23 protein-coding genes are annotated in these 24,380 nt (G+C 62.9%); 5 read left to right on the top strand and 18 right to left on the bottom strand.

Translation table 11 applies throughout. From position 1 onward, the window contains the following. The 8 genes from AZG88_RS42455 to AZG88_RS42430 form a co-directional block, all read right to left on the bottom strand. Positions 1-479: alcohol dehydrogenase catalytic domain-containing protein (locus AZG88_RS42455; protein WP_156517751.1), on the bottom strand; the 479-nt coding region annotated here is incomplete at its 3' end. Positions 480-537: 58 nt separating this feature from the next. Beyond that, the gene (locus AZG88_RS42450) at positions 538-858 is read right to left on the bottom strand and encodes an aldehyde dehydrogenase family protein (protein ID WP_231914396.1); all 321 of its coding nucleotides are present in this window, start codon (positions 856-858) and stop codon (positions 538-540) included. Between the two features lie 170 nt (positions 859-1,028). After that, positions 1,029-2,486: an aldehyde dehydrogenase gene (locus AZG88_RS51165; RefSeq protein ID WP_082833630.1), complete on the bottom strand. Its 1,458-nt coding sequence runs from the start codon at positions 2,484-2,486 to the stop codon at positions 1,029-1,031. Between the two features lie 36 nt (positions 2,487-2,522). Beyond that, positions 2,523-3,878 (bottom strand): MFS transporter, encoded by a 1,356-nt coding sequence (locus AZG88_RS51160; RefSeq protein WP_082833629.1) that lies wholly within the window; start codon positions 3,876-3,878, stop codon positions 2,523-2,525. Positions 3,879-4,621: 743 nt separating this feature from the next. Beyond that, a complete protein-coding gene (locus AZG88_RS42445; protein WP_156517750.1) occupies positions 4,622-4,774 on the bottom strand; it encodes a hypothetical protein in 153 nt (50 codons plus the stop codon). Between the two features lie 95 nt (positions 4,775-4,869). After that, the gene (locus AZG88_RS42440) at positions 4,870-6,114 is read right to left on the bottom strand and encodes an acyl-CoA dehydrogenase family protein (protein WP_061701108.1); all 1,245 of its coding nucleotides are present in this window, start codon (positions 6,112-6,114) and stop codon (positions 4,870-4,872) included. A 51-nt stretch (positions 6,115-6,165) separates the two neighbouring features. Next, positions 6,166-7,299, bottom strand: coding sequence for an acyl-CoA dehydrogenase family protein (locus AZG88_RS42435; RefSeq protein WP_061701117.1), 1,134 nt, complete (start codon positions 7,297-7,299; stop codon positions 6,166-6,168). A gap of 12 nt (positions 7,300-7,311) precedes the next feature. After that, entirely contained in the window at positions 7,312-8,559 is a 1,248-nt protein-coding gene (locus AZG88_RS42430; protein ID WP_061701107.1) for a CaiB/BaiF CoA transferase family protein, read from the bottom strand. Positions 8,560-8,677: 118 nt separating this feature from the next. On the opposite strand from AZG88_RS42430, the gene AZG88_RS42425 reads away from it, so the two are divergent. From AZG88_RS42425 to AZG88_RS42410, 4 genes are all read left to right on the top strand, one after another. Beyond that, a complete protein-coding gene (locus AZG88_RS42425; RefSeq protein ID WP_197488030.1) occupies positions 8,678-9,529 on the top strand; it encodes a FadR/GntR family transcriptional regulator in 852 nt (283 codons plus the stop codon). Positions 9,530-9,643: 114 nt separating this feature from the next. Continuing rightward, positions 9,644-10,510, top strand: coding sequence for an enoyl-CoA hydratase-related protein (locus tag AZG88_RS42420; protein WP_061701105.1), 867 nt, complete (start codon positions 9,644-9,646; stop codon positions 10,508-10,510). 128 nt (positions 10,511-10,638) lie between these two features. Then, positions 10,639-12,216 carry a class I adenylate-forming enzyme family protein gene (locus AZG88_RS42415; protein WP_061701104.1) on the top strand — a complete coding sequence of 526 codons (1,578 nt, stop codon included), beginning with the start codon at positions 10,639-10,641 and terminating at the stop codon, positions 12,214-12,216. 37 nt (positions 12,217-12,253) lie between these two features. After that, positions 12,254-13,411, top strand: a complete 1,158-nt coding sequence (locus AZG88_RS42410; protein WP_061701103.1) for a CaiB/BaiF CoA transferase family protein — start codon at positions 12,254-12,256, stop codon at positions 13,409-13,411. On the opposite strand, the gene AZG88_RS51150 is transcribed toward AZG88_RS42410, so the two are convergent. The 4 genes from AZG88_RS51150 to AZG88_RS55900 form a co-directional block, all read right to left on the bottom strand. Then, the gene (locus AZG88_RS51150; RefSeq protein ID WP_231914395.1) at positions 13,339-14,499 is read right to left on the bottom strand and encodes an aldehyde dehydrogenase family protein; all 1,161 of its coding nucleotides are present in this window, start codon (positions 14,497-14,499) and stop codon (positions 13,339-13,341) included. The genes AZG88_RS42410 and AZG88_RS51150 overlap by 73 nt on opposite strands. 316 nt (positions 14,500-14,815) lie before the next feature. Continuing rightward, positions 14,816-15,022, bottom strand: coding sequence for a hypothetical protein (locus AZG88_RS52300; RefSeq protein WP_061701102.1), 207 nt, complete (start codon positions 15,020-15,022; stop codon positions 14,816-14,818). A gap of 10 nt (positions 15,023-15,032) precedes the next feature. Beyond that, positions 15,033-15,155: a hypothetical protein gene (locus AZG88_RS55195; protein ID WP_269455118.1), complete on the bottom strand. Its 123-nt coding sequence runs from the start codon at positions 15,153-15,155 to the stop codon at positions 15,033-15,035. A gap of 26 nt (positions 15,156-15,181) precedes the next feature. Beyond that, positions 15,182-15,793 carry an acyl-CoA thioesterase gene (locus tag AZG88_RS55900; protein ID WP_442971774.1) on the bottom strand — a complete coding sequence of 204 codons (612 nt, stop codon included), beginning with the start codon at positions 15,791-15,793 and terminating at the stop codon, positions 15,182-15,184. Positions 15,794-15,987: 194 nt separating this feature from the next. Between AZG88_RS55900 and AZG88_RS42400 the strand changes: the two genes are divergently transcribed. Next, on the top strand, positions 15,988-17,406 hold the full coding sequence (locus AZG88_RS42400) for an MFS transporter (protein ID WP_231914394.1): 1,419 nt from the start codon (positions 15,988-15,990) through the stop codon (positions 17,404-17,406). Between the two features lie 300 nt (positions 17,407-17,706). Here the strand turns inward: AZG88_RS42400 and AZG88_RS42395 are convergent, their stop codons facing one another. From AZG88_RS42395 to AZG88_RS42370, 6 genes are all read right to left on the bottom strand, one after another. Beyond that, a complete protein-coding gene (locus tag AZG88_RS42395) occupies positions 17,707-19,113 on the bottom strand; it encodes an aldehyde dehydrogenase family protein (RefSeq protein WP_061701101.1) in 1,407 nt (468 codons plus the stop codon). Continuing rightward, positions 19,113-20,483, bottom strand: a complete 1,371-nt coding sequence (locus AZG88_RS42390) for an MFS transporter (protein ID WP_061701100.1) — start codon at positions 20,481-20,483, stop codon at positions 19,113-19,115. Before AZG88_RS42390 ends, AZG88_RS42395 begins: the two co-directional genes overlap by 1 nt. A gap of 50 nt (positions 20,484-20,533) precedes the next feature. Beyond that, positions 20,534-21,304, bottom strand: a complete 771-nt coding sequence (locus AZG88_RS42385) for an SDR family NAD(P)-dependent oxidoreductase (protein ID WP_061701115.1) — start codon at positions 21,302-21,304, stop codon at positions 20,534-20,536. Between the two features lie 96 nt (positions 21,305-21,400). Next, positions 21,401-21,724, bottom strand: a complete 324-nt coding sequence (locus AZG88_RS42380; protein WP_061701099.1) for a 2Fe-2S iron-sulfur cluster-binding protein — start codon at positions 21,722-21,724, stop codon at positions 21,401-21,403. An 11-nt stretch (positions 21,725-21,735) separates the two neighbouring features. After that, a complete protein-coding gene (locus AZG88_RS42375) occupies positions 21,736-22,971 on the bottom strand; it encodes an NAD(P)/FAD-dependent oxidoreductase (RefSeq protein WP_061701098.1) in 1,236 nt (411 codons plus the stop codon). Positions 22,972-22,995: 24 nt separating this feature from the next. Continuing rightward, positions 22,996-24,243, bottom strand: a complete 1,248-nt coding sequence (locus AZG88_RS42370) for a cytochrome P450 (protein ID WP_061701097.1) — start codon at positions 24,241-24,243, stop codon at positions 22,996-22,998. Between the last annotated feature and the right edge of the window lie 137 nt (positions 24,244-24,380).

Here is a 24,380-nt window from a genome sequence, read left to right as displayed (position 1 = left end):
ATGTCCTTGTCGATCTTGACGACCGAGTTGATCGAGACCGTGGTGGTCTCGAGGAAGGTCGAGATCCCGCACATCTGACCGACCGGCGTCCCGTCGGTGGTGTGCACCCGGAACGTGCCGTCCGTCCAGCGCGGTCCGGCGAGGATGCCGGCGGCGAGATTGCATAGACTCTGCAGATTGCTCGAACACCAGCGGCAGTGGCCGCAGGACGGAATCGCGGAGAAGACGACGTGGTCGCCGACCTCGATGCCCTTGTAGTTGGGGGACGCCTTCGTGACGATGCCGGCACCCTCGTGGCCGAGGGCGAACGGGTACATCCCGACCGGGATATCCCCGGTGACGTGGTGGTCGTCGGAGTGGCACATGCCGCTCGCGACGAGCTTGACCTGCACCTCGTCCTCGCGGGGATCCTCCACCTCGAGGTCGATCACCTCCAGTTCGCCGGGGATCTGCCGGATGACTGCACCGCGGGTTCTCATGTTTCTCCTCATGTGTTCGGGGACACCGGGTTTCCCTGTGTCAGTGGGGTGTACTTGGTCAGTCGGAGATCCGGGTGACCACGGATCTCGTCTCGAGGTATTCGTCGAGGGCTTCGGCTCCATTTTCGCGGCCCCAGCCGGACTGCTTGTAACCGCCGACCGGCATCTGCACCCCGCCGGCCCGGTGGACGTTGATGCCGATCCGGCCCGCCCGCAGCCGATGAGCGATCGAGTGAGCGCGGCGACGTCCCGCGTCCAGACGCTGCCGGCGAGGCCGTACTCGGTGTCGTTGGCAGCGGCGACGCGCAGCGGTCAGCTCGTCGGCCCGGCGCAGTTTGCGCACGATGCCCTCCGCAGAGTGCATCTTACGTCCAGCCATGTCCTTCATCGTCCTATCCGCCCAGGTCACGGGCAACAAGACACTTAAGACAAAGCGGCCCCGTTCACAGGGGGCACGCCACAAAGACAGAGGATCCCCTGATTTTCCGGGCCACTGCTGCTTAAATACGCATCGTAAAGCCTTCCAAGGAAGGGCGCTGAGCTCACGTTCTAGGTTGTTGTCAAATAGCGAGGGCTTGCGTAAATAGATTTGTATTCGGTGTATGATTCCAGCGACTCGGGGCCGAGTTCTCGACCAAGACCGCTTTCCTTCATACCGCCAAATGGAGCGCCGGTGTCCAGAGCGTAGTAATTTATCCCTATTGATCCGGTCCGTATTCGCCGGCAGACTTCAAGTCCACGATCTTCGTCGGAGGTCCACACCGAACCTGCGAGTCCGTAACTGCTATCGTTTGCTATTTTAATGGCCTCTTCTTCGTCATCGTACGGAATTATAGCAACGACGGGACCGAATACTTCTTCTCTCGCTATCGCGTGATCGTTGGTGACATCAGCGAAGACGGTTGGTTCGACGAACCAACCGTATTTGTGGCCGGATGGCCGACCTCCGCCTGTAACTAAGGTGGCGCCGTCGGACCGTGCATTTTCGATATGTGTCAAGACCCGAGATCGCTGAACCTCGCTGACCAGCGGTCCGCAGGTCACATCCGGGTCCAACGGATTTCCTACGGAAAGCGTTCTGGCGTACTCCGCAACTGCGTCGACCACCTCTTGGTACCTGTGTCGAGGCGCCAGGATTCGGGATTGGAGCACACAGACTTGCCCGTTATTTCTGAAACTAGAAGCCGCAAGTCCTGCAACGAAAACTTCCAAATCGGCGTCCTCGAGGACCAAGGAGGCGGACTTTCCGCCTAGCTCGAGTGTGCATGCTCGAATTAGCCTTCCGCACTCAGCCCCTATTATGCGTCCCGCCGTCGTGGAGCCTGTGAAGGAAATTTTGTCGACCTCAGGATTTGAAACCAGGATTGAGCCTGTTCTATGGTCACCTGGGACGATGTTCAATACTCCGCTCGGCAAACCGGCAGCGCTCGCCGCCTCACCTAGGGCGAACGCGTCTAGTGATGTCTCCGGTGAAGGCTTGAGTACGATGGTGCAACCCATTGCTAACGCAGGTGCAATCTTCATCATTGCGATCATCTGGGGAGAATTCCATGGGGTTATAGCCCCCACCACGCCTATTGGTTCGCGTCGCACGATGGTAGAACCATTTGAACTGGGGCGAACATCTTCTATCGCGACGTTCTCGATCATGTCGCTGTACATACGTAGAATCTCGGCGGGGGCAGATCCATTCGATACGCGTGACAACGAAATCGGCATTCCATTTTCCTGGCTGACCAAGGAAGCGGTGACGTTGCTGCGCGCCTCAAGTTCGTCGGCAAAACGGCGAATGTGTTGAGCTCGAACTTTATTGGAGTAGTAACTCCATGGCCCATTATTTTGAGCCTGCCGTGCCGACGTTACAGCCCGGTCGACATCTTCATCATTGGCCAACGTCACCTGACCTATGATCTCTTCTGTTGCCGCTTCGCGGACATCGAATATATCCTCCGATTTGGAAGTAGTCCATTGGCCGTCGATATATAGAGGGTTTCTCCTAGTGGACACAGGACTCCATTCTCAAACTTATAAACGGGAACACTCTCAGACCTCTTCGAGACTTCTTTTTGATGTCTTGAGGCCAAAAATTCCCAGTGCAATCGCGAATATCGCAGCACACCCCGCCAAGTATAGAAAAACTGCAGTAAATCCTAGTCCATTGTAAATAGCTGCGACGATGAGCCCGCCTAGAAGGCCGGCGACGCGGCCCATCCCATTTCCAATTCCCGCACCCAGGCCACGTAGATTCGTAGGAAAAATTTCCGGAGCGTATGTATAAAGAACCGACAGCGCGGCAAAGAGGAAAGCTGTAAGCAGGAAGCCGAATATCACTATGAATGCTGGGCTGGAGGCAAAGGCAAACGCCAAAAGGAATAGAGCCACCATGAACATACTGACCGCACCTACGGTACGGCGTTCGAAGCGATCAATTATCGGGTACACAAGAAATGCGCCGAGGACGCTTGCTACCGACATAAAAAATGCTAGTTGCATTGCCTGAGGCTGTGGTATTCCTCGCTCGACCAGCAACGTTGCAACCCACCCATTGAAGCCGTAATTTATCAGGATAAAGCAGACCATGCAGATTGACAGAACAGTCAACCTACCTAGGTAACGTTTGTTGAAAAGATCTTTAACCTGACCAGAAGAAACCGGTTGAGATACTACGAGTGCCGGTAGTTCGCCCCCGGTCCGAAGTCGTGCCTCCGACTCAAGTGTCGCAATAAGCTTTTCGGCCTCTGCATGTTTTCCGTTGTCGACCTGCCATCGAACTGACTCCGGAAGTATTCGCATTCCAACTACGCACCCGATTACTCCCAGACTGCCTACGGCGAAAACCCACCGCCACATTCCGGTACCCATGGGAATTATCAAACTAGAGAGCCCGGCAACTACAGGAATACCAACGCAACCGAATCCAAGGAGTAGCGCCTGATAACGCCCTCGTAAGTGTTTAGGATACATCTCGCTTACGAAGACTAGCAAAACACCAGTCATCGCCTGAAGTCCAACCCCAGTTAGGGCTCGAGAAATACCCAGGAACGTAGCGTTCGGGGCTACCGCACAACCAAGAGAAAACGCAGAATAGACCGCTACCGAATACAAGATTACGTTCCGTCGACCGAGCCGATCGGCCAGACGGCCTCCAATAACCGAGCCGAGAATCATTCCCAGGAAGGTGGTGGAGGACAATACCCCTATCGCCGATATCGATAGTCCCCATTCGGCTCGAAGTGCTGGCGCCACATACCCAAGCATCGCGGCATCCATGGTATCGAAAAAGAAGAATGCCGCCAGAAGCACCATCCATTTCTTGTGCGTAAGGGTTGCATGCGGTAATCGATCGATGCGGGCCTTCAGCACAGCAGCGCGCTCGAGCTGTGACGTAGTGGCGGTCATTGATGCCTCCGAGATGCTGATTGGTTTGCTCCCACTGTTCTACGGCCGTGAGCTCTGTGTCTTGCATCTATCCGCGCCAGGCAGAGTGGGATGAGTCACTATAAAAAGACTCGCGGTCGAAAGTCAACACATAACCGGCGGAGCGACATAGAACTGTAGACTGATGTTTCTCGTTCGAGCCTCCAGCCCCCCAGGAGGAGTGCGAGTGTTGTCCGTCGCTGAACGTGCCGATGATGGCGTCACCGTCGATGCCGATATGACAAGGGCCCTGCCCGCGTTTGCGGGAGCGCCCTTCGTCGGACTGGTGACGGCATCGTCGGAGTTGTGACGTCGCGCGATCAATGACTCAGTCGTGGCCACATTCGGTGACGGCCACCCGTGCGGACTTCTCGTCGACGATGGGCCCTTCGCGGCGAACGCCACCGTCAACGCCTGCACTGCGAGGTGTTCGCCGCCCTCGGATATCCCCGCGCCGCATTGTGAATCAGCGTGACCGCGTCGTCGGAGAAGAACGGATCCGCATCGTCAGCAGTGGGCGCAGTGAGCGTCACATGGTGTCGGTAAGGCCGCGTTCCTAAGCGCGCGACGACGGGACTGGCGCGTCACGTCCGGGTGCGAGTGCCGAGTAGCCGGCGGGCCGCGTCGACCGGGCCGACATATGAGACCGGCATCTTCTGGAGTTGCTCGGTCACGTCCCGGACGCGGGTGCGTCTCCACGCGGCGCCGGCGGCGGTGGCGGACGCTCAGCCCGTCCATCGTTCGGTGAGACTGGAGACCAGCGTGTTCTTCCCCACCTCGGGCATGCCCTCGACGAGAACGCCGGTGTCGGACCGGGTTCGCGTGCGTTCGACCAGATGATCGAGTTCGGCGAGTTCATGGTCGTGGCCGATTGGCATCGCTGGTCCTATCTGGTCGTAGGGTTCGTGGGTGCTACCGGCTCCGATCCGCATCACGGTGCTCCCGCTTCCGCGCCTATCACCCAGTGCGGGTATCACGGCTGCGGTCGCGGCTCTCGTGGGAGCCCGAGAACCTGTTCACCGATCATGTTGTGGACTACTTCGTCGGTCCCAGCCATGATGTGCATGCCCGGCTCTCCGAGGACAAACTGGTTCCATGCGAACGTGCCCCATTCGCCGGTGTTCGCAGCGAGACGCGGACCGAGGAGATCGGTGACGAAGCGGGACGCGAGGCGCAGGTTGTTCGATAACGCCAGCTTCGCGAGCATGGGGGACGCCGTTGATGTGTCGTTTGCTCGTTGCCGGACGACGGTAGTGTTCTGAAGGTGTTTGGCCGCCCGGAACGCCGCGTATACCTCGGCCAACTGTTGCCGGACGACGGGATCGCTCTCCAGTCCTAGGGCACGAACCAGCGCTACCAGGCGCTCGCCGTTGGCCACACCGGCGCCGCCCCGGCCGAGGCCCACACCGATTGCTGTGCGTTCGATCTTCAGCGTCTCCTGCGCGACCTCCCAGCCCTGTCCACCATTGGCGATCCGGTGGGCATCGGGAACGCGGACATCGGTGAGGAACACCTCGTTGAATGAGGAGCCTCCGGTGATCTGTCGCAGCGGCCGCACCTCGACACCCGGTCCGTGCATGTCGACCAGGAACGCGGTCAAGCCTTTGCGGTCGGGAACATCGGATTCGGTGCGGCACAATGCGAGCCCGATATCGGCATAATGCGCGTCCGACGTCCAGACCTTCTGTCCGTTGATAATCCACGTGTCGCCGTCCTGTACGGCCTTCGTTCTGAGGCTCGCGAGGTCGGATCCGGCACCGGGTTCGCTGAACAGTTCGCACGCGATCTTGTCACCGCGGAAGAGGCCACGGATGTGCTGCTGGGCAACCTTCGGATCCGCGTAGCGGAGCAGGATCGGCGACAGCACGCGGTCGAGCTTGAAGAATGTCTGTGATGGTGTCTCAAACTGCGCCTCGAGTGCCGCAAATCGGCGTTGGGATGCGGCGTTCAGCCCCGCCCCACCGTGTTCGACGGGCCCGTCGAGCCAGCCCAACCCGGCATCGAAGCGGGCGCGGCGGTATTCGCGCGCGATGTCGAGGTCGGTGCGCTCGATGTCGGGATCGGGGTCGTCCCAGATCGCCACCGCTGCGTCGTCCCCCTCACCCCAGACGAGTGGACCCGTCCGACTGCTGCGCCGAGGGCGATCGCCCAGAAACGCCAGAGCCATGCGCTCGAGTCCCTCGTCCGACGCGAGAAGTTGTTCATCGTCGACCTTCATTGCACACTCCTGGGATCGGGTAGGCGACGTCGCGGCGCCGCTGCGGATAGGTCAGTCAAGTAGGGAGGCGGCCACGGACTCGTTGTGCCGGTGCGGATCTCCGAAGAGCGCACGGGTGGAGGTGGCGCGACGGAAATAGAGGTGTGCCGGGTGCTCCCAAGTGAATCCGATGCCGCCGTGGATCTGGATGTTGTCGGTCGCGGCGCGAGTGAACGCCTCCGAGGCAAGCGCCTTGGCGATCGATGCAGCCGACACTGCGTCGGCCGCGTCCGCGGTGAGACGAGAGGCTGCGTAATACACTGCAGCGCGGGCTGTTTCGATATCGAGATACATGTCGACGCACTTGTGCTTGATCGCCTGATACGAGCCGATTGCCCGTCCGAACTGGGTGCGGATGCCGGCGTATTCGACGGCGGCGTCGAGGCAGTACTGCGCTCCCCCGACCTGCTCGGCGGCTAGTACGACGGCTGCGCGCGTAAGCACGGCGTCTACTGTTATGGCCGCGGTTCCCAGGATCCCGACCGGGGTGACGGAAACGCCGCGGAATTCGAGCCTTGCCTGACGCCGGGTGGCGTCGAGTGTGGCCATCGGTGAGCGGACAAGCCCGGGCACCTCACCTTCAACGGCGAACAACGACGGCCCCTTCTCGGCGTCGGCGGCCACGAGAACGAGATCAGCTGAGTCGCCGTCGAGGACGTGGTGAACGGTTCCGTCCAGTCGCCACCCGTCACTGGTTGAAGTCGCCCGCACCGGCGGTGGCCGCCGCGGATCCCAGTGCCCGTCTTCCGCGCTGTAGGCGAGCGTGCCGGTGATCTGCCCTGCCGCGAGGGCGGGGAGCAGCCGTTCGCGGGCCGAACTGTCGTCGACCAGCATCAGCGTGCCGATCGCGAGGGTCGTCGTGGCCAGCAGCGGCGAGGGTAACAGGGACTTGCCGAGTTCCTCCATCGCGACCGCGAGGTACTCGTAGCCTGCACCGACGCCGCCCAGTTCCTCGGGCACGATCAGGCCGGCCAATCCGAGTTGTTCGCTCATGATCTGCCAGGTCCGCGAGTCGAGGGGTGCACTCGCTTCGAATAGGGCACGCACCGTGGTCTCGTCGGCGTGCCGCGCGCGGAAGGCCGCGACGACGTCACGCAGTTCGGTGAGGTCGGTGGGCCAGGTGTAGTGCACGGATGTGGTTGTCATCGAAAGGACCACCTACGCAGACTCGGGAACGGAGGACGTCGTTATTACGCTCTTATCCAGTAGGGCGCCGATCTCGTCGGGCGTGAAGCCGGACTCGCTGAGGATTTCGGCGGAGTGCTCACCGAGAAGCGGTGCGTGTCCTCTTGGCTGGGCGGGTGTTCCGTGTAGCCGGAACGGCGTGTTGGGGACCGGGTAGCGCCCGTGTACGGGGTGCTCGAGTTCGATGATGGAATGATTGTGTACCACCTGCGGTTCGGTGAAGACGTCCTCGAGGCGGTGGACGGGTCCGCAGGGCACCGCGACCTGGTCGAGGCGTTCGAGCCAGCTCGCGGCGGTGTACTCCGCGAAGATCGGGACGAGAATGTCGTTGAGCGCCGCACGGTTGGTGACGCGGTCTGCGTTGGTGACGAAGCGTGGGTCGTCGGCCAGTTCGGGACGGTCGATGACCTTGGTCAACCGCAGCCAGAACCGGTCGTTGAGGCACGCAACGATGAAGTCCTTGCCGTCGCCGCCCTTGTAGGGCTGGTACGGAGCGATCTGCGGATGCCCTCCCCCTTGCGGTCGCACAGGAATCTTCGTGCGGTCGTAATGCGTCAGGATGTTTGCGAGCATCGCGATCTGGCCGTCCAGCAAATTCACGCTGACCTTCTGGCCGTGACCGTTGAGATCGCGGGCGCGCAGCGCGGAGACGATTGAGAATCCGAGCAGGAAGGAGCCGACGAAGTCGGCCATCGGGACACCTGCCTTGATCGGTGGGCCGTCGGTCTCACCGGTCAGGCCCATGATCCCGCCGATGGCCTGTCCCAGCAGGTCCATGCCGGGTTGGTGAGCGCGGGGCCCGTCCTCGCCGAACGCGGTCAGCTGGCAATACACCAGCTGATCGTTGATCGCGCTCATCGAGTCGTAGTCGATGCCGAGGCGGGTGACGGCGTCCGGCCGGAATCCGACGATCATGACGTCTGCGTCGGCGACCAGACGCCGCAGCACGTCCATCCCGTCGGGCTGGTGTAGGTCGAGGGTCAGTGACCGTTTGCTGCGGTTGACTCCGTAGAAGTAGGCGCTGTCGCCGACGCCGAACAGGTTGTCGATGTAGCGGAAGCTCTCCCCGGTCGGGGGCTCGATCTTGATGACGTCCGCGCCTAGGTCGCCGAGTAACGACGCTGCGTACGGGCCGGCGCCGACCTGCGACAGGTCGACGACACGAATACCCGACAAGGCCGGACGGTCATCGAATGGGAAGTGATTGTCATCGTGTGGCATGAGAGTCCTTCAACGTGCGAAGCGGAACCGGGGCGAGTGAAGTCGCGGCCCATCAATGGATAACCCATTAATCCCATTCAGGGGCAATAGTCGCAAGAAGTCAAGGCCTGACCAGGCCTTGACTTCCGGGCGCTATCCAGGCTTCAATGGGTCACCCAATAAAAATGAAGGGGAATTGAGATGTACGAACTGGACGCGACACCTGAGCGTGGCCGCCGTGCCGGTCCCGGGAAGGATTGACCCCATGCCCGAGACCGCCGATATCCAGTTCCGCCCAGCTCGCCCCCGCCGTGCCTTCGACGAGATCATCGACCAGGTGCGGACTCAGGTGAGGCAAGGCAAGCTTCCCCCAGGAAGCCGCCTGCCCTCCGGGCGCATGCTCGCCGCCCAATTCGGGGTCAGCCGCAATACCGTGCGCGAAGCCATTCGGATGCTCGAGGTCACGGGCGTCGTGACCATCAAGAAGGGAGCTACCGGCGGAGCATTCATCACCCCTACTGATCCCATCAGCATCTCGAGGGCGTTGTCCGACAATCTCCTCCTCACGCGATACTCGCTGTCGGATCTGACCGAAGCCCGTGAGGAAATCGAGACCGTTGCGGTCACGACGGCCTGCGCACGACGCACCGATGACGACCTCGCGCGCATGGAGGATCTGCTCCACAAGGCCGCCGATCTCGCCGCCCGGCAAGACTGGAACGGCAAGAGCAAGGCGATCATCGAATTCCATTGCCTCATCGGCGAAGCCACGCAGAACCCGATCATCGCGACGATGATGCGCTCGCTGATGGATCTGCTCACCGAGTTCACCCTGCGCTTCGGGGGCGAGATTCCGACCGGCGATCCCCTGCGCAGCCCGCGTGCCCTGCTCGAACACATCCGATGCCGCGACGCGGACGCCGCCGTGGCCGAGCTCGTACAGAACACCCGTCGGGTCCACCGTATGTGGCTCGCCGACGCCGAAGAATAAAACACGTCTGATCGCTCCCGACCTGGCCGGCGTCCTCGCGACGTGGGCGGACCTGGCACGCCTTCACCATGCCGGGCCCGGGATCGATCATTGACACCACGAGAGGGAATCACCATGGATCTGAAGGTCACCCGCTACGAAATCCGCGAGAACGGTGTCGCCACGGTGTGGCTCGACCGCCCCGGCCGCGGCAACTCCTGGACGTCCCGCATGAATGCAGAACTCCGCTGGACCATGGCCACCCTCGACGCAGATCCCACCGTTCGGGCTGTGGTCCTCACCGGCGGCGGCAACCAGTTCTGCGTCGGCGCCGACACCAAGGCACTCGACTTCTACACCGAGACCGACGAGAAGTATGCCGACACCGTCAACAAGCCGGAATTCGCGCGCCCCGGCTACGGAGTGAACCCCGAGTTCGATCACGACCTGGTATGGATGTGGGGCCTGCGCGTCCCAGTCATCGCCGCCATCAACGGCGCATGCGCCGGTATCGCCGTCGCCCTGGCCGGTTACTGCGACCTCCGGTACGCGGTGGAGGGCGCCAAGTTCACCACCGCGACGCCGCGACTGGGACTGCCCGCCGAGTACGGTCTGGCTTGGCTGCTGCCCCGTGTCGTCGGATTGGCGAATGCCGCCGACATCCTCATCACCGGACGCATCCTTCGCTCCGAAGAACTCCATCACATGGGTTTCCTGAACGGCGTGCACCCGAGGGACGAGCACTTTCTCGACAAGGTCTACGAGGTTGCCGACTATATCGCCACCCAGGTGTCTCCAGCCTCCGCGACGGGCGCCAAGCGCCAGATCTACACCGAGCTCCTCCACTCGAATGTCGGTACCGCAGTGGAGGATTCAAAAGCTCTCATCGAGCAGTTCATGCAGCAGCCCGACTTCAAGGAAGGCGTCGCGGCCATGGCCGAGCGGCGCACCCCCCGATTCGCTGATCCGGCTCCCGATACCCTGCTCACACCTCGCGCATGACCCGCCCCTCCTCCGATCCGACACGAGCGACAGCAAGAAACGGACCCCCAACTATGAACCCCTCCACGACCACAGTCGATGAGCACACGGACCCGGCTACGGGCGGCTTTTGGTGGAGCCGCGAAACAATGGACACGATCGTGCAGGGCCGTGCCTGCCGGGTCTACCGCAACCGACGCACCGCCGTCGCACAGCTCCTTCTCGATGCCCGACACTGGGGCGATCGGATCCACGTCGTGCAAGGTGAACGCCGGCTGAGCTTCGTCGACCACGAACGAGCGGTGGCGCGGATCGCCGAACACTTCCGAAGTATGGGGGTGCACGCGGGCGATCACGTCGCGCTGTTCGCCCGCAACCACGCCGAATGCACGATGGCGTTCTGGGCCGCGCACTGCCTCGGCGCCGTGGTGGATCTGTGCAACGCATGGTGGAGCGGCGCCGAACTTGCCGACGCCCTCGACACCGTCCGCCCAGTTCTGATCATCCACGACGAGGACACCCAAGACCGAGTTCCGGCTGGCATCGCCCGGATCAGCGTCGAGGATCTCGAACCCCTGCTGCACGGTGACTCCGCACCCGATCTGCCGCTCCCCGACGTAGCCGAGGACGACCCCGCACTGGTCTTGTTCACCTCCGGCAGCACCGGAGCGGCCAAGGGCGTGCTGCTGTCCCAGCGGTCGGTCGTCGGCAACATCCACAACCTTCTTCTCGCCACCAACCGACTGCCCGGCGAACTCGACCGCGACGGCGCCGCCAGCGTCAACCTGGTGACCGTGCCGCTGTTCCACCTCGCCGGAGTGCAGGTCATGACCGCCGCACTCCTCACCGGGGCTCGTTTGGTGTACCAGGACGGCCGGTTCAATCCAGCGGAGGTCCTCCGCCTTATCGAACAAGAGCAGGTGACAACCTGGGGTGCCGTGCCCGCCATGGTCACCCGTGTCATGGAACACGAGAACTTTGCCTCCGCAGATACGTCGAGTATCCGTTCGGTTCCCCTGGGCGGGTCCGCGTCGACCCCGGCATTCCGGCGCACAGTTCAGGAACGGTTCCCCAACCTCAAGGGTGGAGGTGCCGGATCACTGTACGGGCTGACCGAGGCCGGTGGCCTACTCGCGATGGGTACCTCACTGGAGATCTCCGAGAGACCGGACTGCGTCGGTAAGCTGCTGCCGCCGATCGAGGTGACGATCGAGAATCCGGACTCCGACGGTAACGGCGAGATTTTGGTCAACTGCCCCGGCCTGATGAGTGGGTATGTCGACCCCGACCTGGAATCCCTCACCGACGCCGAGGGGTGGCTACACACCGGTGATCTCGGTCGCGTCGACGCCGACGGCTACCTCTACCTGAGCGGCCGGTCGAAGGACATCATCATCCGCGGCGGGGAGAACATTTCATGCGCCCACGTGGCCGCAGCCCTGACCACACATCCAGCTGTCGCCGAAGCAATCGTGGTTGCTCTCCCGCATGAGGAACTCGGCGAGCAGGTCGCCGCCGCCGTGACCATCCGGCGGGGCATGCCGATCAGCATCGACGACTTGCGCGCACACGCAGCCAAGACTATCGGCCGCTTCCAAATCCCGACCCGCTGGTGGTTGCGCAATGACCTCCTCCCCACCAGCGCATCCGGCAAGGTGGTCCGTCGACAAGTGGAGGCCATGTGGCTCGAACGCGGGGCTACCGACCTGATTGATAACACCCACTAGCAGTCCCGCGAAACAGGAAACAGATCGGCAGACTCCCATGATTCCCCCGTCCCTCGCACCCACGCCGCCCGGTCCCCTCGCCGGCCTCCGAGTCCTCGAGGTCGGGGGCATTGGACCAGGGCCGTTCGCAGCGATGACTCTCGCAGACCTCGGCGCCGACGTCGTCCGCATCGACCGGCCAGAAGATCGCGGCCGCCTGCCGCGGGACGGGTCGCAGATTCTCCACCGTGGGAAACGGTCGATCTGTCTCGATCTCAAGGCGGACGTCGACCGTGCCGCTCTAAACGAACTGGCGGGCCACGCGGACGTGGTGATCGAATCGTCACGTCCGGGAGTGGCCGAGCGGCTCGGTATCGGTCCCGACGATCTACACGCCGTCAATCCGCGGATCGTCTATGCCCGGATGACCGGCTGGGGTCAGGAAGGCCCGAAAGCGATGACCGCCGGCCACGATGTCGGATATCTGGCCAGGACGGGGCTCCTCCACGCCATCGGCAACGAAGAACAACCGCAGATCCCTCTCGCGTTAGTCGGCGACTTCGGCGGTGGTGCACTGTATCTCGTGATCGGCATTCTCGCGGCCGTGCACGAGGCCCGGCGCAGCGGCCGGGGACAGGTCGTCGACGGCGCGATCGTCGACGGCGCCGCCCACATGGGAACACTGCTGTATGGAATGCTCGCTGCGGGGCGGTGGACGGACCGACGACAATCTAACCTGATGGACGGCGGTACCCCGTTCTACTCCGTCTACGAGACCGCCGACGGCAAGCACATGGCCGTCGGCGCGATAGAATCCCAGTTCTACGACACTTTCGTCGGCATTCTCGCTCCGGATGAGGAACTGCCCTCCCGGCGGGACAGATCAGAGTGGCCACTGCTGCGTGAGCGTATCGCCGCACGTTTCCGGACTCGCACCCGAGACGAATGGGCAGCCACGTTCCGGGACACCGATGCCTGCGTCGAGCCCGTCCTCTCGCTCACGGAGTCCCTTGACGACGCTCACCTACGCGAGCGCGGAACATATGTGGACGTCGCCGGAATCCGCCAGCCCGCTCCGGCACCGCGGTTTTCGCGAACGCCCGCGGCCGCCGTCACACCCCCGTGCACTCCTGGCGACAATGATCACCGCAGCGTGCTCCACTCGTGGGGTATCTCCGGAGTAGCACCGATGCGCGAAACTCGATCAAAACGATAGATCCGACGTCGCACGCCTCGAAGTCCGGGACCGGTTCTTGTCAGAGGCTGTAGGCGGCGTACGGACCGCGACGAGGGTGAGGGAATCGTTCGGATCGTGGGGGAGCTGATCCCGCGGCGAACTCTTAAATTTGGTCCAACAGCACACGGTTCCGACGGCACCCGTGGACGAACTCGTCCAGCCGCCGCTACGGGTCGAGTCCGTCCGGCTTGCGGAATCTGAGTCCCGCAAGCCGGACGAGCTGATGTTCGGATGGCTACTGGTGCGCGACGTTGATCACCTTGATCTGGGTATATTCGTGCAGCCCGAGAACCCCACGTTCGGTACCTACGCCTGACTGCTTGGCACCGGCGATCGGTACGTCCGGTGTCCGGTCGCTGTGCTTGTTCACCCACACGGTTCCACGCCGAGATTCGATGAGCTATCGCGGTGGCCGCGTCAATGTCGGTCGACCAGACCGAGGCGACCAAACCGAAGACGCTGTCGTTCGCGCGGTCCACGACATCGTCGATGTCGGTGAAGGACATCACCGGTACAAGGGGTCCGAATTGTTCCTCGACCACTAGCCTCGACGTTTCGTCGATGTCCCGGACGACAGTCGGACGCACGAAAAATCCTGGCGCGTCGACAACTCCCCCTCCGGGCATGACCCTTCCGACGGACTCTGCTTCCGCGAGAAGTTCTTTGACTCGATCGAACTGGTCCTTGTTCTGCACCGGGCCGAACTGGGTACCCGGTTCAAGACCGTTACCGACGACCGCCGCCGCGGCGTATGCGCCCATGGCGTCGCAGAATCGGTCGTAGATGTCGGCATGCACGTATACCCGCTTGATGGCACGACAGATTTGACCGTTGTTGCCGAAGGCGGCCTGAGAGACTTTTTCTGCGGTCTCGTCGACAACGACATCTGGCAACACGATCGCCGGGTCGTTGCCGCCGAGCTCGAGTGTGATGCGGGTCAGCCGCTCCGCCGCCGCCATGACCTTCTTGCCGGTTTCCGTCGATCCGGTCAAACTGATCTTTTGCAGACCAGAATGGGCCGACAGGTGCGGGCCGAGCTCGGTGCCGCCCGACACGATGTTCACCACACCCGCCGGGACGATACCGGAGACGAAGGTTCCTCCCTTTCGGGTGAGTGGCCGTGTCCGCGGTGGTCTTCCGGGATGACTGTCGGTGTGTGGATGCCCTCGCGCGCTTCTCCGATGTCGGTTGCTGCGGACTGGGGCGCGAGGTTCGGTATAGCAACTGCCGCCACAACGACGCCGATAGTCCCGAAGACCTGCGGGACTCGGTCTGCTCACCGTCCGACGACAAGGATCAGGACAATACCCACGAAATGACCGACGACCACGACCGTCAGGGCCTGCGACAACCGGTAGTTCTGGAACTTCACGAGGTAGGACATCATGAATCCGACCAGGATGTGAAGGCGCGCGCCACCACCTGTCGCAAACGGGTGTGGTTGGGAGCATCGAACAGGGTCAGGAACGTCAGCGGAACCGGTTCGGTCACCTGGGAGGAGAAGATCTTCGGAGCACGTAGGGCTTTCCGCACGTCCTGGTAGCGCGAGACGAACCAGACGTCCTCGGCGGGGGTCTGTGCGCGGAGCACGGGAGCGTGCTCACGCGTACGGCACACCCTGACTGCCGTCGTCGATCACTTTGAAGGCGGGAAGATCTGCCGGCCAGTCTAACTCCTGCGAATAGGGCGGCGGGATCAGGTTGGACTCGGTGGCGGTCGACATCGTCGACCTTTCATTCGAGCAAGTCGCTACGCAGGGTGGCCGAATATTGGCGCCCATCGATTAATAACGGATTGAGCACCAATGAAATTGGTTGTCGGTCCGGGCGGGTGCCGTCTTTCGGTGGAGCGAACATGCACGGAGGTAAACGATCCATGCGCGGCTCGGACTCGAGGTGCTCCGTCGAATTCTTCTCCGTAGACTTCGAATTCGAATGTTATAGAGGTTTGCCCCACTGCGTTGATGTGGACTGTTGTGGTGACCTGTTGGCCGAACCAGAGCTTCGATGTGTAATTCACTACTTGCTGCACTCTGGGCATGCTCGGGAAGTGCTCGAGCAGACCCAACTGGCGATACAAGCGGACTTCGCAGGCCTCAACCCACCGTAGGATCGACGAATTATGGTGATGCCCAGCCGCATCGGTGTCAAACCATTCAACCAACGTAGATCTTGTCGCCGTTCGTGGCGGAAACTGTACCTCGATCTGGTGGCTGGTCACGGGCGGTCCTCCGATGCGGAAAGGAATGCGCCTTGCGCCGAGGTCAGGACTCGGCCCTCCAGCGTTTGGACGGTGGCACTTACGGTGGTGATTCGTCGACCCCGGCGCGACCACTCGAGACGATAGCGAGGGTCGACGCATCCGAGCTTGAGTACTGGACGTCGGTCATACCTCAACCTTTCCACGGATCCCAGATGTGGCGACTGAGGCCCAGCCGATCCGACCCGAGCCACTACCGCTGCACCCAATGACAAACCGCACGATCGAGCGCAGTCATCCAACCGACGCACCCAGACAGAAGACTTGCTACGAATGTATTGCGCATCGCAAACAAAATGTTGACCATCTCACTTCACGGGCTTACTGTGACTCACATAACTCGCGGCTCAGGTGACCTCTCACACGGCAGCCGATCCAGAAACCCAACTACCCCGGTTTCGACAAGGTTCGAGCTGTTCGACGGTCCCGAAAGGAACAGCGCTATGACAAACAACACCTCCATTGACGTGGCCAAACGAGCGATCCGCACCTCGGCACCAATCTCACGGTATCGCTGGGCAGTTCTCGGTCTGTGCTGGTTGGCCTTGGTGCTAACCTCGGTCGACCGAGCCACGTGGGGCCCCGCTTCGGTCTTCGTCGGCGAGGACCTCGGGGTCCCACTGGCTAGCCTTGGTGCCTTCGCCACGGCTTACTACATCGGGTATGTCCTGTCGAATGCCGGCAACGGTTTCCTCACCGACCGGCTAGGTGGGCGCGCCATCGTCACCGCCTCCCTGATCGGGGCCGGTATCTTCATGATGATCTTCGGATCGACGACCTCCGTGTCCGTGGGTATCGCAGTACAGGCCGCCGTCGGTCTGTTCGCTGGAGCCGACTACGCCGCAGGAGTCAAGCTCATCACCAGTTGGTTCCACCCCGAAGAACTCGGTAAGGCAATGGGAATCTTCCTGTCTGCCTCCTCCCTCGGCGTCGTGGTCGCGAACTCCACCGTCCCGATGCTCATCGAGCACTTAGACTGGACGACTTCCTACCATCTCTTCGGCGCCCTCTCGGTCGTTGTCGGTGGGGTGTGCTGGATGCTGCTCCGCTCCGGCCCCGTGGCCGCGCGCACTGCAGCAGACGATTCCGAATCCACCGGCGCGGTGATCATGACAATCCTGCGCAATCGCGATCTGATGCTCGTCGCGGTAGCCGGCTTCGGCGGATGCTGGGGAACCTACGGCTTCCTCACTTGGTCGAATACTCTGATGATCAAAGGACATTCCGTCTCGCCCTCAACCGCGGGCTTCATCGTTGCGCTTTTCGCCGCGCTCGGCGTATTCGGCAAACCCCTCATCGGCATCATCTCGGATCACTTCAACGGCGCTCGCCGGGTTCCGGCCATGATAATCCTCGGCTGTTTCACGATCACGCTGCTTGGCTTCGGGGCACTCAGCTCACCGCTCGGATTCTTGATCGCGGCACCCTTCTTGGGACTGTCCGCGTACTGCTACTTGCCCCTGCTCGTCGCACTGATTCCACGACTGGTTTCCAGCCACGTCGTTGGCTCGTCCGCCGGCATCACCAACGCCTTCTGGCAAATTGGCAGCGTGCTCGTCCCCATCACCGTCGGCGCCGTATTCGCCGCATCAGGCAAGTCCTTCCTCGCCGCGTTCGCGACACTGGCGGCGGGTCCGCTCATTGCAGTTGTCGCACTATGTTTCGTCAATGAACGACCGAGTTCGGTGTCCATCGTCGTCAAAGGCAGCGCTTGATTGATCGTCCACTAGATATCGCCTCGCACCAGGGTTTCGTTCGTTCAATTCGCGAGTGCCCCGTTGTTGAGAGTGGGGGCGGGCAGTAGACCAATATGTGGACGTCGCCGGAATCGCCAGCCCGCTCCGGCACCGCGGTTTTCGCGAACGCCCGCGGCCGCCGTCACACCGCCGTGCACTCCTGGCGACCACGATTCCCGTAGCGTCCTCGCGTCATGGAATGTGCGGTAACCACGCCGAAACGAGCTCGTCCGGCCAGGACGTCAGTCCCTGACCGGACGAGCTCGGAGCGCCGGATCACTACCGGCGCGCTACGTTGATCACTTTGATCTGGGTGTACTCGAGCAACCCGAGGACACCGAGTTCGGTGCCGATGCCGGACTGCTTGGCGCCGGCGATGGGTACGTCCGGTGTCCGGTCGCTGTGCTTGTTCACCCACACGGTTCCCGCCGAGATTCGGTGAGCTATCGCGGTGGCGGCGTCGATGTCCGTCGACCAGACCGAGGCGGCCAAGCCGAATTCGCTGTCGTTGGCGCGGGCCACGACGTCATCGATATAGGTGTAGGGCATCACCGGGACCACGGGGCCGAATTGTTCCTCGACGACCAGACGTGACGCCTCGTCGACATCCCGGACGATCGTCGGTCGCACGAAGTAGCCGGGACCGTCGACGACTCCTCCGCCGGGCATGACCTTTCCGGCGCACTCCGCGTCCGCGAGGATTTCCTTGACGCGGTCGAACTGGGCCTTGTTCTGGACCGGCCCGAACTGTGTTCCCGGGTCCATGCCGTTGCCGACGATCGCGTATGCCGCACGCGCCGCAAGAGCGTCACAGAATCGGTCATAGATATCCGCGTGCACGTAGATCCGCTTGATCGCGCGACAGATCTGCCCACTGTTGCCGAACGCGGCGTGAAAGACCTTCCCGGCGACCTCCTCGACGTCGGCATCCGGCAGGACGATCGCCGGGTCGTTGCCGCCGAGCTCGAGGGCCACCCGGGTCAGCCGCTCCGCCGCCGCCGCCATGACCTTCTTGCCGGTTTCCGTCGATCCGGTCAAGCTGATCTTTTGCAGACCTGGATGCGCCGACAGGCGCGGGCCGAGTTCAGGGCCACCCGAGACGATGTTCACCACACCGGCGGGGACGATACCTGCGATGAGTCGACCGAGGTGGAGGGTGGCCGCGGGGGTCGTCGGGGCGGGTTTGACGACCATCGTGTTGCCGGCCAGCAGGGCGGCGGGGAGCTTGAACGCCAGGAGAAGCAAGGGAAAATTCCACGGCACGATGATGCCGATCACGCCCACCGGAACGCGGTGGATCTCGACCCGGCGCAGCTCGCTGTCGTCGATCACTTCCGGTTCGAGGCTGAGGCCGGCGAAGTAGCGAATGTACTCGACCGCTGTGTCGACCTCCCCAAACGCGGCGGCGAGCGGTTTTCCCTGTTCGCGGACGAGGATCCCGGCGAGTTCCTGACGGTGCTGCGCGATGGTGTCGGCGATCTGCGACACGATCCGCCGTCGCTCGTCGACCGGGGTAGCTGCCCAGCTCGGGTGTGCGGCTCCGGCCGCGGCCACGGCCCGGTCCAGCTGCTCGGGCGAGGCGGCAGGGACCGTGCTGAAGGTCTGCTCGGTGGCGGGGTCGATGACCGGAAGCTCCGTGGAGCCCGACACGAGAGCGCCGTCGATCAGCAGTGCGAAGTCGTTCATCAAAGATTCCTCAAATTGGCGTGAATGGTTGTGCCCGCACCGGGTCGGCGGTCGGCCGCAGTTCCGTCGGCTCCGTCGTCCGGCCGGGGCGGCAGGTTCGGAATGGCGATTGCCGCGACGACAATTCCGAGAATCCCGAAGAGCACGAGTGCGTATGCGGGTGCGATGGTGGAGACCTCAGCGACCAGCCAGGTGGAGACGAATGGTGCGGCACCGCCGAACACCGCGTAGCTGATCTGGAATGGGAGTGCGCTGGCCGAGTACCGAACCTCGACGGGAAAGAGTTCGACGACTGCCAGTGCCGACACGATCAGCAGGGAGTACGCGGTGGTGGCGTACAGGGAGATTCCGATCGTCGCGGCGACGACGCCGTGCCGCAGGAGAATGAAGGCCGGCACCACCGCGATCGCCAGGGCCGCGGCGAGTGACACGGCCAACGTCTTGCGTTGGATGCGGTCTGCCCACCGACCGATGCCGAAAATCAGCCCGATCCCCACGAAGTGTCCGACGACGACGATCGTCAGGGCCGTCGACATCGGGTAGTTCTGAAACTTCACGAGGTAGGACATCATGAATCCGACCAGGATGTAGCCGGCGACGGATTGCATCGCAACCCATCCGAGGAGGGTGCACATCTGGCGGCGAACCGTGCGGAATGCCTGCGCGAGAGGCGCGGGCGTTCCCGGCTCGGAGTTCGCTCGGGCGGCTGTGAAGTCGTGTGAATCCTCGATGCTTATGCGGAGGTAGAAGCCGAGGACGCCGAGCGGGGCCGACAGGAGGAACGGCAGACGCCAGCCCCACTGGGCCATCTGCTGGTCTGTCGTCAGGGCCGAGACGACCAGGACGACCAGGGCTGCGCAGCAGACCCCCCCAACGATCGAAACGACGAGTTTGGAGGCGTTTCTGCCGCGTTCGCCGATCGCGGACTGCTCAACTACGAGAACGAACGCTCCGCTCTGCTCCCCGCCCGCCGAGAAGCCCTGCAGCAATCGGCACACGAGCAAGAGTGTCGGTGCTGCAACGCCGACTGCCGCATAGGTCGGCAGCACGCCGATGGCCGCGGTGGCGCCGCTCATCAGAAGAACCGCGATCATCAACGCGCGCTTGCGTCCCCAGCGGTCACCGATGTGTCCGAAGACGACCGCCCCGATCGGACGAATCACGAACGCGACCCCGAACAGGGCAAACGTCGAGAGCAGAGCCGCCACGCTGTCGAACTGCGGGAAGAACAGTGTGGCGATGGTGACTGCGAAGAACCCGTACAGGGTGAAGTCGTAGAACTCGATAAAGTTACCGATCGCGCCGGCCCTGGTGACCTTGGTGATCTTGCCCGGAGCGCTCGTATGCGCAGGAGCGTCAAGTGTGTCCATACATCGTCCGATCGAAGTGGGAAATGAAGAGAGTGAACGGCGCAGCCTGATTATCGTGCGGTCAGGCCGCCGTCAACGGGCAGCGCTATCCCCGTGACGAAGGACGACTCGTCCGAGGCCAGCCATAGGGCGGCGTCCGCGATCTCACGGGGCTGACCTGCGCGGCCGAGTGGGACACCGGCGACGACACGCTTTTCGTTCTCTTCCTGGGAAAACCGGGCATCGACCTTCATGAAGTCGTTGTACAGCATCGGGGTCGCCACCGGTCCCGGGCACAGTGCGTTCACGCGGACACCGTCGGTCGCATAGCGCACGGCCAATCCCTTGGCCAGACCGATGATGCTCGCCTTCAGGGCGGAGTAGACCGGGCTGAGCGCAGACCCGACGAGACCGGAGGTGGATGCAGTGAAGATGATCGAGCCGCTCCCCTGCTGTCGCATGTGCGTGATCGCGCGTGCCGCGATCACCGTCGACTGCGTGAGGTTCACGTCCGTGGCGGTTCGGAATTCGTCGAGGTCGAGGGTTTCGACGTCGCCGGGGGCGGGCATTCCCGCGTGGCTCCACAGGACGTCGATGCCGCCGAGCCATGCGATCGCGTCGTCGGCGACGGTCCCGGCGATGTCGACATCGGACAGATCGGCGACGAATCCCTGCGCGTTTCCACCCGCCGTGTTGATTCCGTCGACCACCTCCTTCAACCGAGCCTCGTCCCGGTCGACTGCCGCGATCCGGGCGCCCTCCTGCGCGAACAGTTCGCACCCGGCTCGGCCCATTCCAGACGCTGCCGCGGTCACGACCACGCGCTTGCCTTGCAGTCTCATCGTCATCTCCTCAATGTTGTTCGTTTCGCACGGTTGTTCGTTTCGCACGGTTGTTCGTTTCGCACGGATGGGACGGGGCGGCCTTCCCCGATCCGGTCATTCCTCCGGAGCAAGCGTCACGGTGATTGCGTCGAGCGACTGAGCGTGCGCGATCTGGCAGGACAGTCGTGACGTCTCCGCATCGAATCCTTCGGCTTCCTCGAGGAGTTCGATCTCGTCTTCGGAGCGCTCGCCGAGTCCCGCGACGACCTGCGATTCCAGGTACACATGGCAGGTGGCGCAGGACGCGGTTCCCCCGCATGAAGCAAGGAGTGGAAAACCATTGTCCCGCAAAGCTTCCATGAGGGTCTGTTCGGGATCCCACTTCACCTGACTAGGCGATCCCTCACGGTCGATGACGGTAATGGTGTTGTTGGACATGTCGCGAATTCCTAACGTGATGTAGCGAGAGCGTCAGTTCGGGTGGTCGCCAGCTTCACCGCTCGGTCTGCCGCGAGTACGGGATCGAGCCGGGCGCCGGCGGCGATGAGCTTCTTCCCCGCGGCGAAGTCGAGCGCGTTGATCGAGTCCAGTGCGGCCAGGCGACCGTCGCGCAGGTAGAGAACCGCGAACTTGCCGTCGGCAGGATCGCCGCGCCGAACTATCTGGTCTTCCGGCGACCGCACCCCGGCGGTTTGCAGTCGGGCACCGTGCTGGACGGTCCAGAACCACGGCACCTCCGCGACCGCGGCGTCGAGGCCCAGTATGTGGCGAGCGGCGCTGTCTGCCTGCGCCATTGCATTCTGAACGCATTCGAGGCGAATGATGACACCTTCCCGGGGACAGGTGAAACGGGTGACGTCGCCGACGGCGTAAATCTCGGGATCGGAGGTGCGGGCGTGCTCGTCGACGACGATTCCGTCGGAACAGGCGAGTCCGGCCACCTCGGCGAGTTCCTGGTTGGGTAGCACGCCGATTCCCACCACGACGACGTCTGCGGGGATCATCTCTCCGGCGCTGGTGACGATGCTTTCGACCCGGTCCGACCCCTCGATCCGTTCGAGGGAGCTACCGAAGGCGAACCGTACTCCCTCCGCAACATGGAGGTCCTCGAAGTAGCGACTCACCTCTTCCGAGGTGACGCGGCTCATCGATCGATTCTGGTATTCGAGTACGGTTGCGGTGCAGCCGGATTTCACCGTCGCCGCTGCGACTTCCATCCCGATGTACCCGGCACCGACGATCACGAACCGCACGCCGGGGCGCAGCATCGCCTTCAGGTTGTGGCCGTCCGCGCGGGTCTTCAAGACCTGCACGCCGGGCAGTGCCGCGCCTGGAACGTCGAGTGTCCGTGCCCGTGACCCGGTGGCGAGGATGAGACGGTGGTAGGGAATCGCGGAGCCGTCGGCCAGGCAGACTCGCCGGGCGGATCGATCGACAGCGGTCACCGCGGACCCCGCGATTCGTCGGATTCCCTTGTTCTCGTAGTAGTCCTGCTTCCGGAGCGCGGGCGGTTCATGTGATTCCGCACTGGCGAGCACGTCCTTCGAGAGAGGCGGCCGCTCGTAGGGGAGCCCGTCTTCCTCGTCGATCAGGATCAGCTCACCACGGTATCCGAGTTCGACCAGGCGCGAGGTGGTGTGGACTCCGGCGTGCCCGGCGCCGACGACAACGATGGGTGTAGACATTGTGCTGCCTTTCGTGCGGTCCGGTCAGGCACCCACGGCACGCAGCAGGACGTGCATGCGCTCGGGTCCGACGGTGAGATTGTTGCCGTGCATGTACTCGATTGCGTGGTGGGGATCGATCGCTATCGACTCGAGCCGAGCCGACAGGAGTTTGGTCGTCACCCGCAACTCGAGGCGCGCGAGGGGCGAACCGATGCAGCTGTGGATGCCGTATCCGAATCCGAAGTGCCCTTCGGTGTCCCGGTCCATATCGAACTCGTGTGCGTCGGGGTACTTCGTCGCGTCACGGTTGGCCGACGCGATGAGCAGCCGGACGACCGCACCCTTGGGAATGACGGTTCCGGCGATCTCGACGTCGTCCTTGGTGCGTCGCACGGTGCGGTGAACCGAACCGCGGAAACGGGCGAGTTCCTCGACGAACTTCTCGGCCTCGTCCGGGTTGGTGCGGATCCGCCCCAGGAGGTCCGGATGGTGTGCGAATTCCTGGAAGGCCATCGTCATCAACAGTGTGGTGGTGTCGTGGCCGGCGACGAACATGAACCCGCACAGCTCGCGGGCCTCCTTATCGGAGAGCAGTCCTTCCTTCCACATCCGCGCGATGTGACCGCCGACGGCCTCGCTGTCCTCGCGGTAGAGGCGCTCGAGGTTCTCCTGGAGATAGTCGAAGAATTCCATGGTGTTCTTCTCGTCCTCGCCCGATCCCGGCGCATTCCGCGCGACGCGTGCGAAGTACGTGAACATCTCGTCCGACCAGAACTTCATCTTGTCGATATCCGCGGCCGGAACGTCGAGGATGGCACTGATGGTCGACATGCTCAGCGGCACCGAGTAGGAGGTCGCCACCTCGCCGCCGCCGGCCGCGATCATCTCGTCGAGATACCGGGCGGCATTCTCGCGGACGCGGTCTTCGACCATGGCCACCGATTTCGGGGTGAAGGCGCGGGCGACCACCTGTCGGAGGCGGGTGTGGCTAGGCGCATCGAACAGGGTCAGGAACGTCAGCGGCACCGGTTCGGTCACCTGGGAGGAGAAGACCTTGGGTGCGCGCAGAGCTTTGCGCACGTCCTGGTACCGGCTGACGAACCAGACGTCCTCGCCGGGGGTCTGTGCGCGGAGCACCGGGGCATGCTCACGCATCCACGCGTAGTGCGCATACGGCACACCTTGACTGCCGTCCTCATCGATCACCTTGAACGCGGGAAGATCTGTCGGCCACTCCAACTCGTGAGAGTAGGGAGGCAAGATCGCGGTGGACTCGGTGGCGGTAGACATCGGCGTCCTTTCGTGGAGGCTGGCGGTGGACACGGGGCACCGGATCGATAGCGCTCGGCGTCCGGTCTGGGTGTGAGCACTCGACGGAGTTGGCCGGCGGGGAGGGAGTGGATCCTGTTCTCGCTCCGACGTCTGTG

Origin of the sequence: Rhodococcus sp. LB1, from assembly GCF_001583455.1 — a bacterium.
Lineage (GTDB): Bacteria > Actinomycetota > Actinomycetes > Mycobacteriales > Mycobacteriaceae > Rhodococcus_F > Rhodococcus_F opacus.
Note: the sequence above shows the minus strand (reverse complement) of the source record. Positions and strands in the feature narration are given on the sequence as shown.

Bases quoted from the DNA above. Each gene is read 5' to 3' on its own strand.
- AZG88_RS55900 (WP_442971774.1), bottom strand. From the start codon at position 15,793: ATGCGTCGACCCTCGCTATCGTCTCGAGTGGTCGCGCCGGGGTCGACG.
- AZG88_RS42445 (WP_156517750.1), bottom strand. From the start codon at position 4,774: ATGCCAATCGGCCACGACCATGAACTCGCCGAACTCGATCATCTGGTC.
- AZG88_RS42450 (WP_231914396.1), bottom strand. From the start codon at position 858: ATGGCTGGACGTAAGATGCACTCTGCGGAGGGCATCGTGCGCAAACTG.
- AZG88_RS42440 (WP_061701108.1), bottom strand. From the start codon at position 6,114: ATGAAGGTCGACGATGAACAACTTCTCGCGTCGGACGAGGGACTCGAG.
- AZG88_RS42370 (WP_061701097.1), bottom strand. From the start codon at position 24,243: ATGTCTACCGCCACCGAGTCCACCGCGATCTTGCCTCCCTACTCTCAC.
- AZG88_RS51160 (WP_082833629.1), bottom strand. From the start codon at position 3,878: ATGACCGCCACTACGTCACAGCTCGAGCGCGCTGCTGTGCTGAAGGCC.
- AZG88_RS42435 (WP_061701117.1), bottom strand. From the start codon at position 7,299: ATGACAACCACATCCGTGCACTACACCTGGCCCACCGACCTCACCGAA.
- AZG88_RS42415 (WP_061701104.1), top strand. From the start codon at position 10,639: ATGGACACGATCGTGCAGGGCCGTGCCTGCCGGGTCTACCGCAACCGA.
- AZG88_RS55195 (WP_269455118.1), bottom strand. From the start codon at position 15,155: ATGTCGACCGCCACCGAGTCCAACCTGATCCCGCCGCCCTATTCGCAG.
- AZG88_RS42410 (WP_061701103.1), top strand. From the start codon at position 12,254: ATGATTCCCCCGTCCCTCGCACCCACGCCGCCCGGTCCCCTCGCCGGC.
- AZG88_RS42430 (WP_061701107.1), bottom strand. From the start codon at position 8,559: ATGCCACACGATGACAATCACTTCCCATTCGATGACCGTCCGGCCTTG.
- AZG88_RS42385 (WP_061701115.1), bottom strand. From the start codon at position 21,304: ATGAGACTGCAAGGCAAGCGCGTGGTCGTGACCGCGGCAGCGTCTGGA.
- AZG88_RS42420 (WP_061701105.1), top strand. From the start codon at position 9,644: ATGGATCTGAAGGTCACCCGCTACGAAATCCGCGAGAACGGTGTCGCC.
- AZG88_RS42375 (WP_061701098.1), bottom strand. From the start codon at position 22,971: ATGTCTACACCCATCGTTGTCGTCGGCGCCGGGCACGCCGGAGTCCAC.
- AZG88_RS42380 (WP_061701099.1), bottom strand. From the start codon at position 21,724: ATGTCCAACAACACCATTACCGTCATCGACCGTGAGGGATCGCCTAGT.
- AZG88_RS42390 (WP_061701100.1), bottom strand. From the start codon at position 20,483: ATGGACACACTTGACGCTCCTGCGCATACGAGCGCTCCGGGCAAGATC.
- AZG88_RS42395 (WP_061701101.1), bottom strand. From the start codon at position 19,113: ATGAACGACTTCGCACTGCTGATCGACGGCGCTCTCGTGTCGGGCTCC.
- AZG88_RS42400 (WP_231914394.1), top strand. From the start codon at position 15,988: ATGTTGACCATCTCACTTCACGGGCTTACTGTGACTCACATAACTCGC.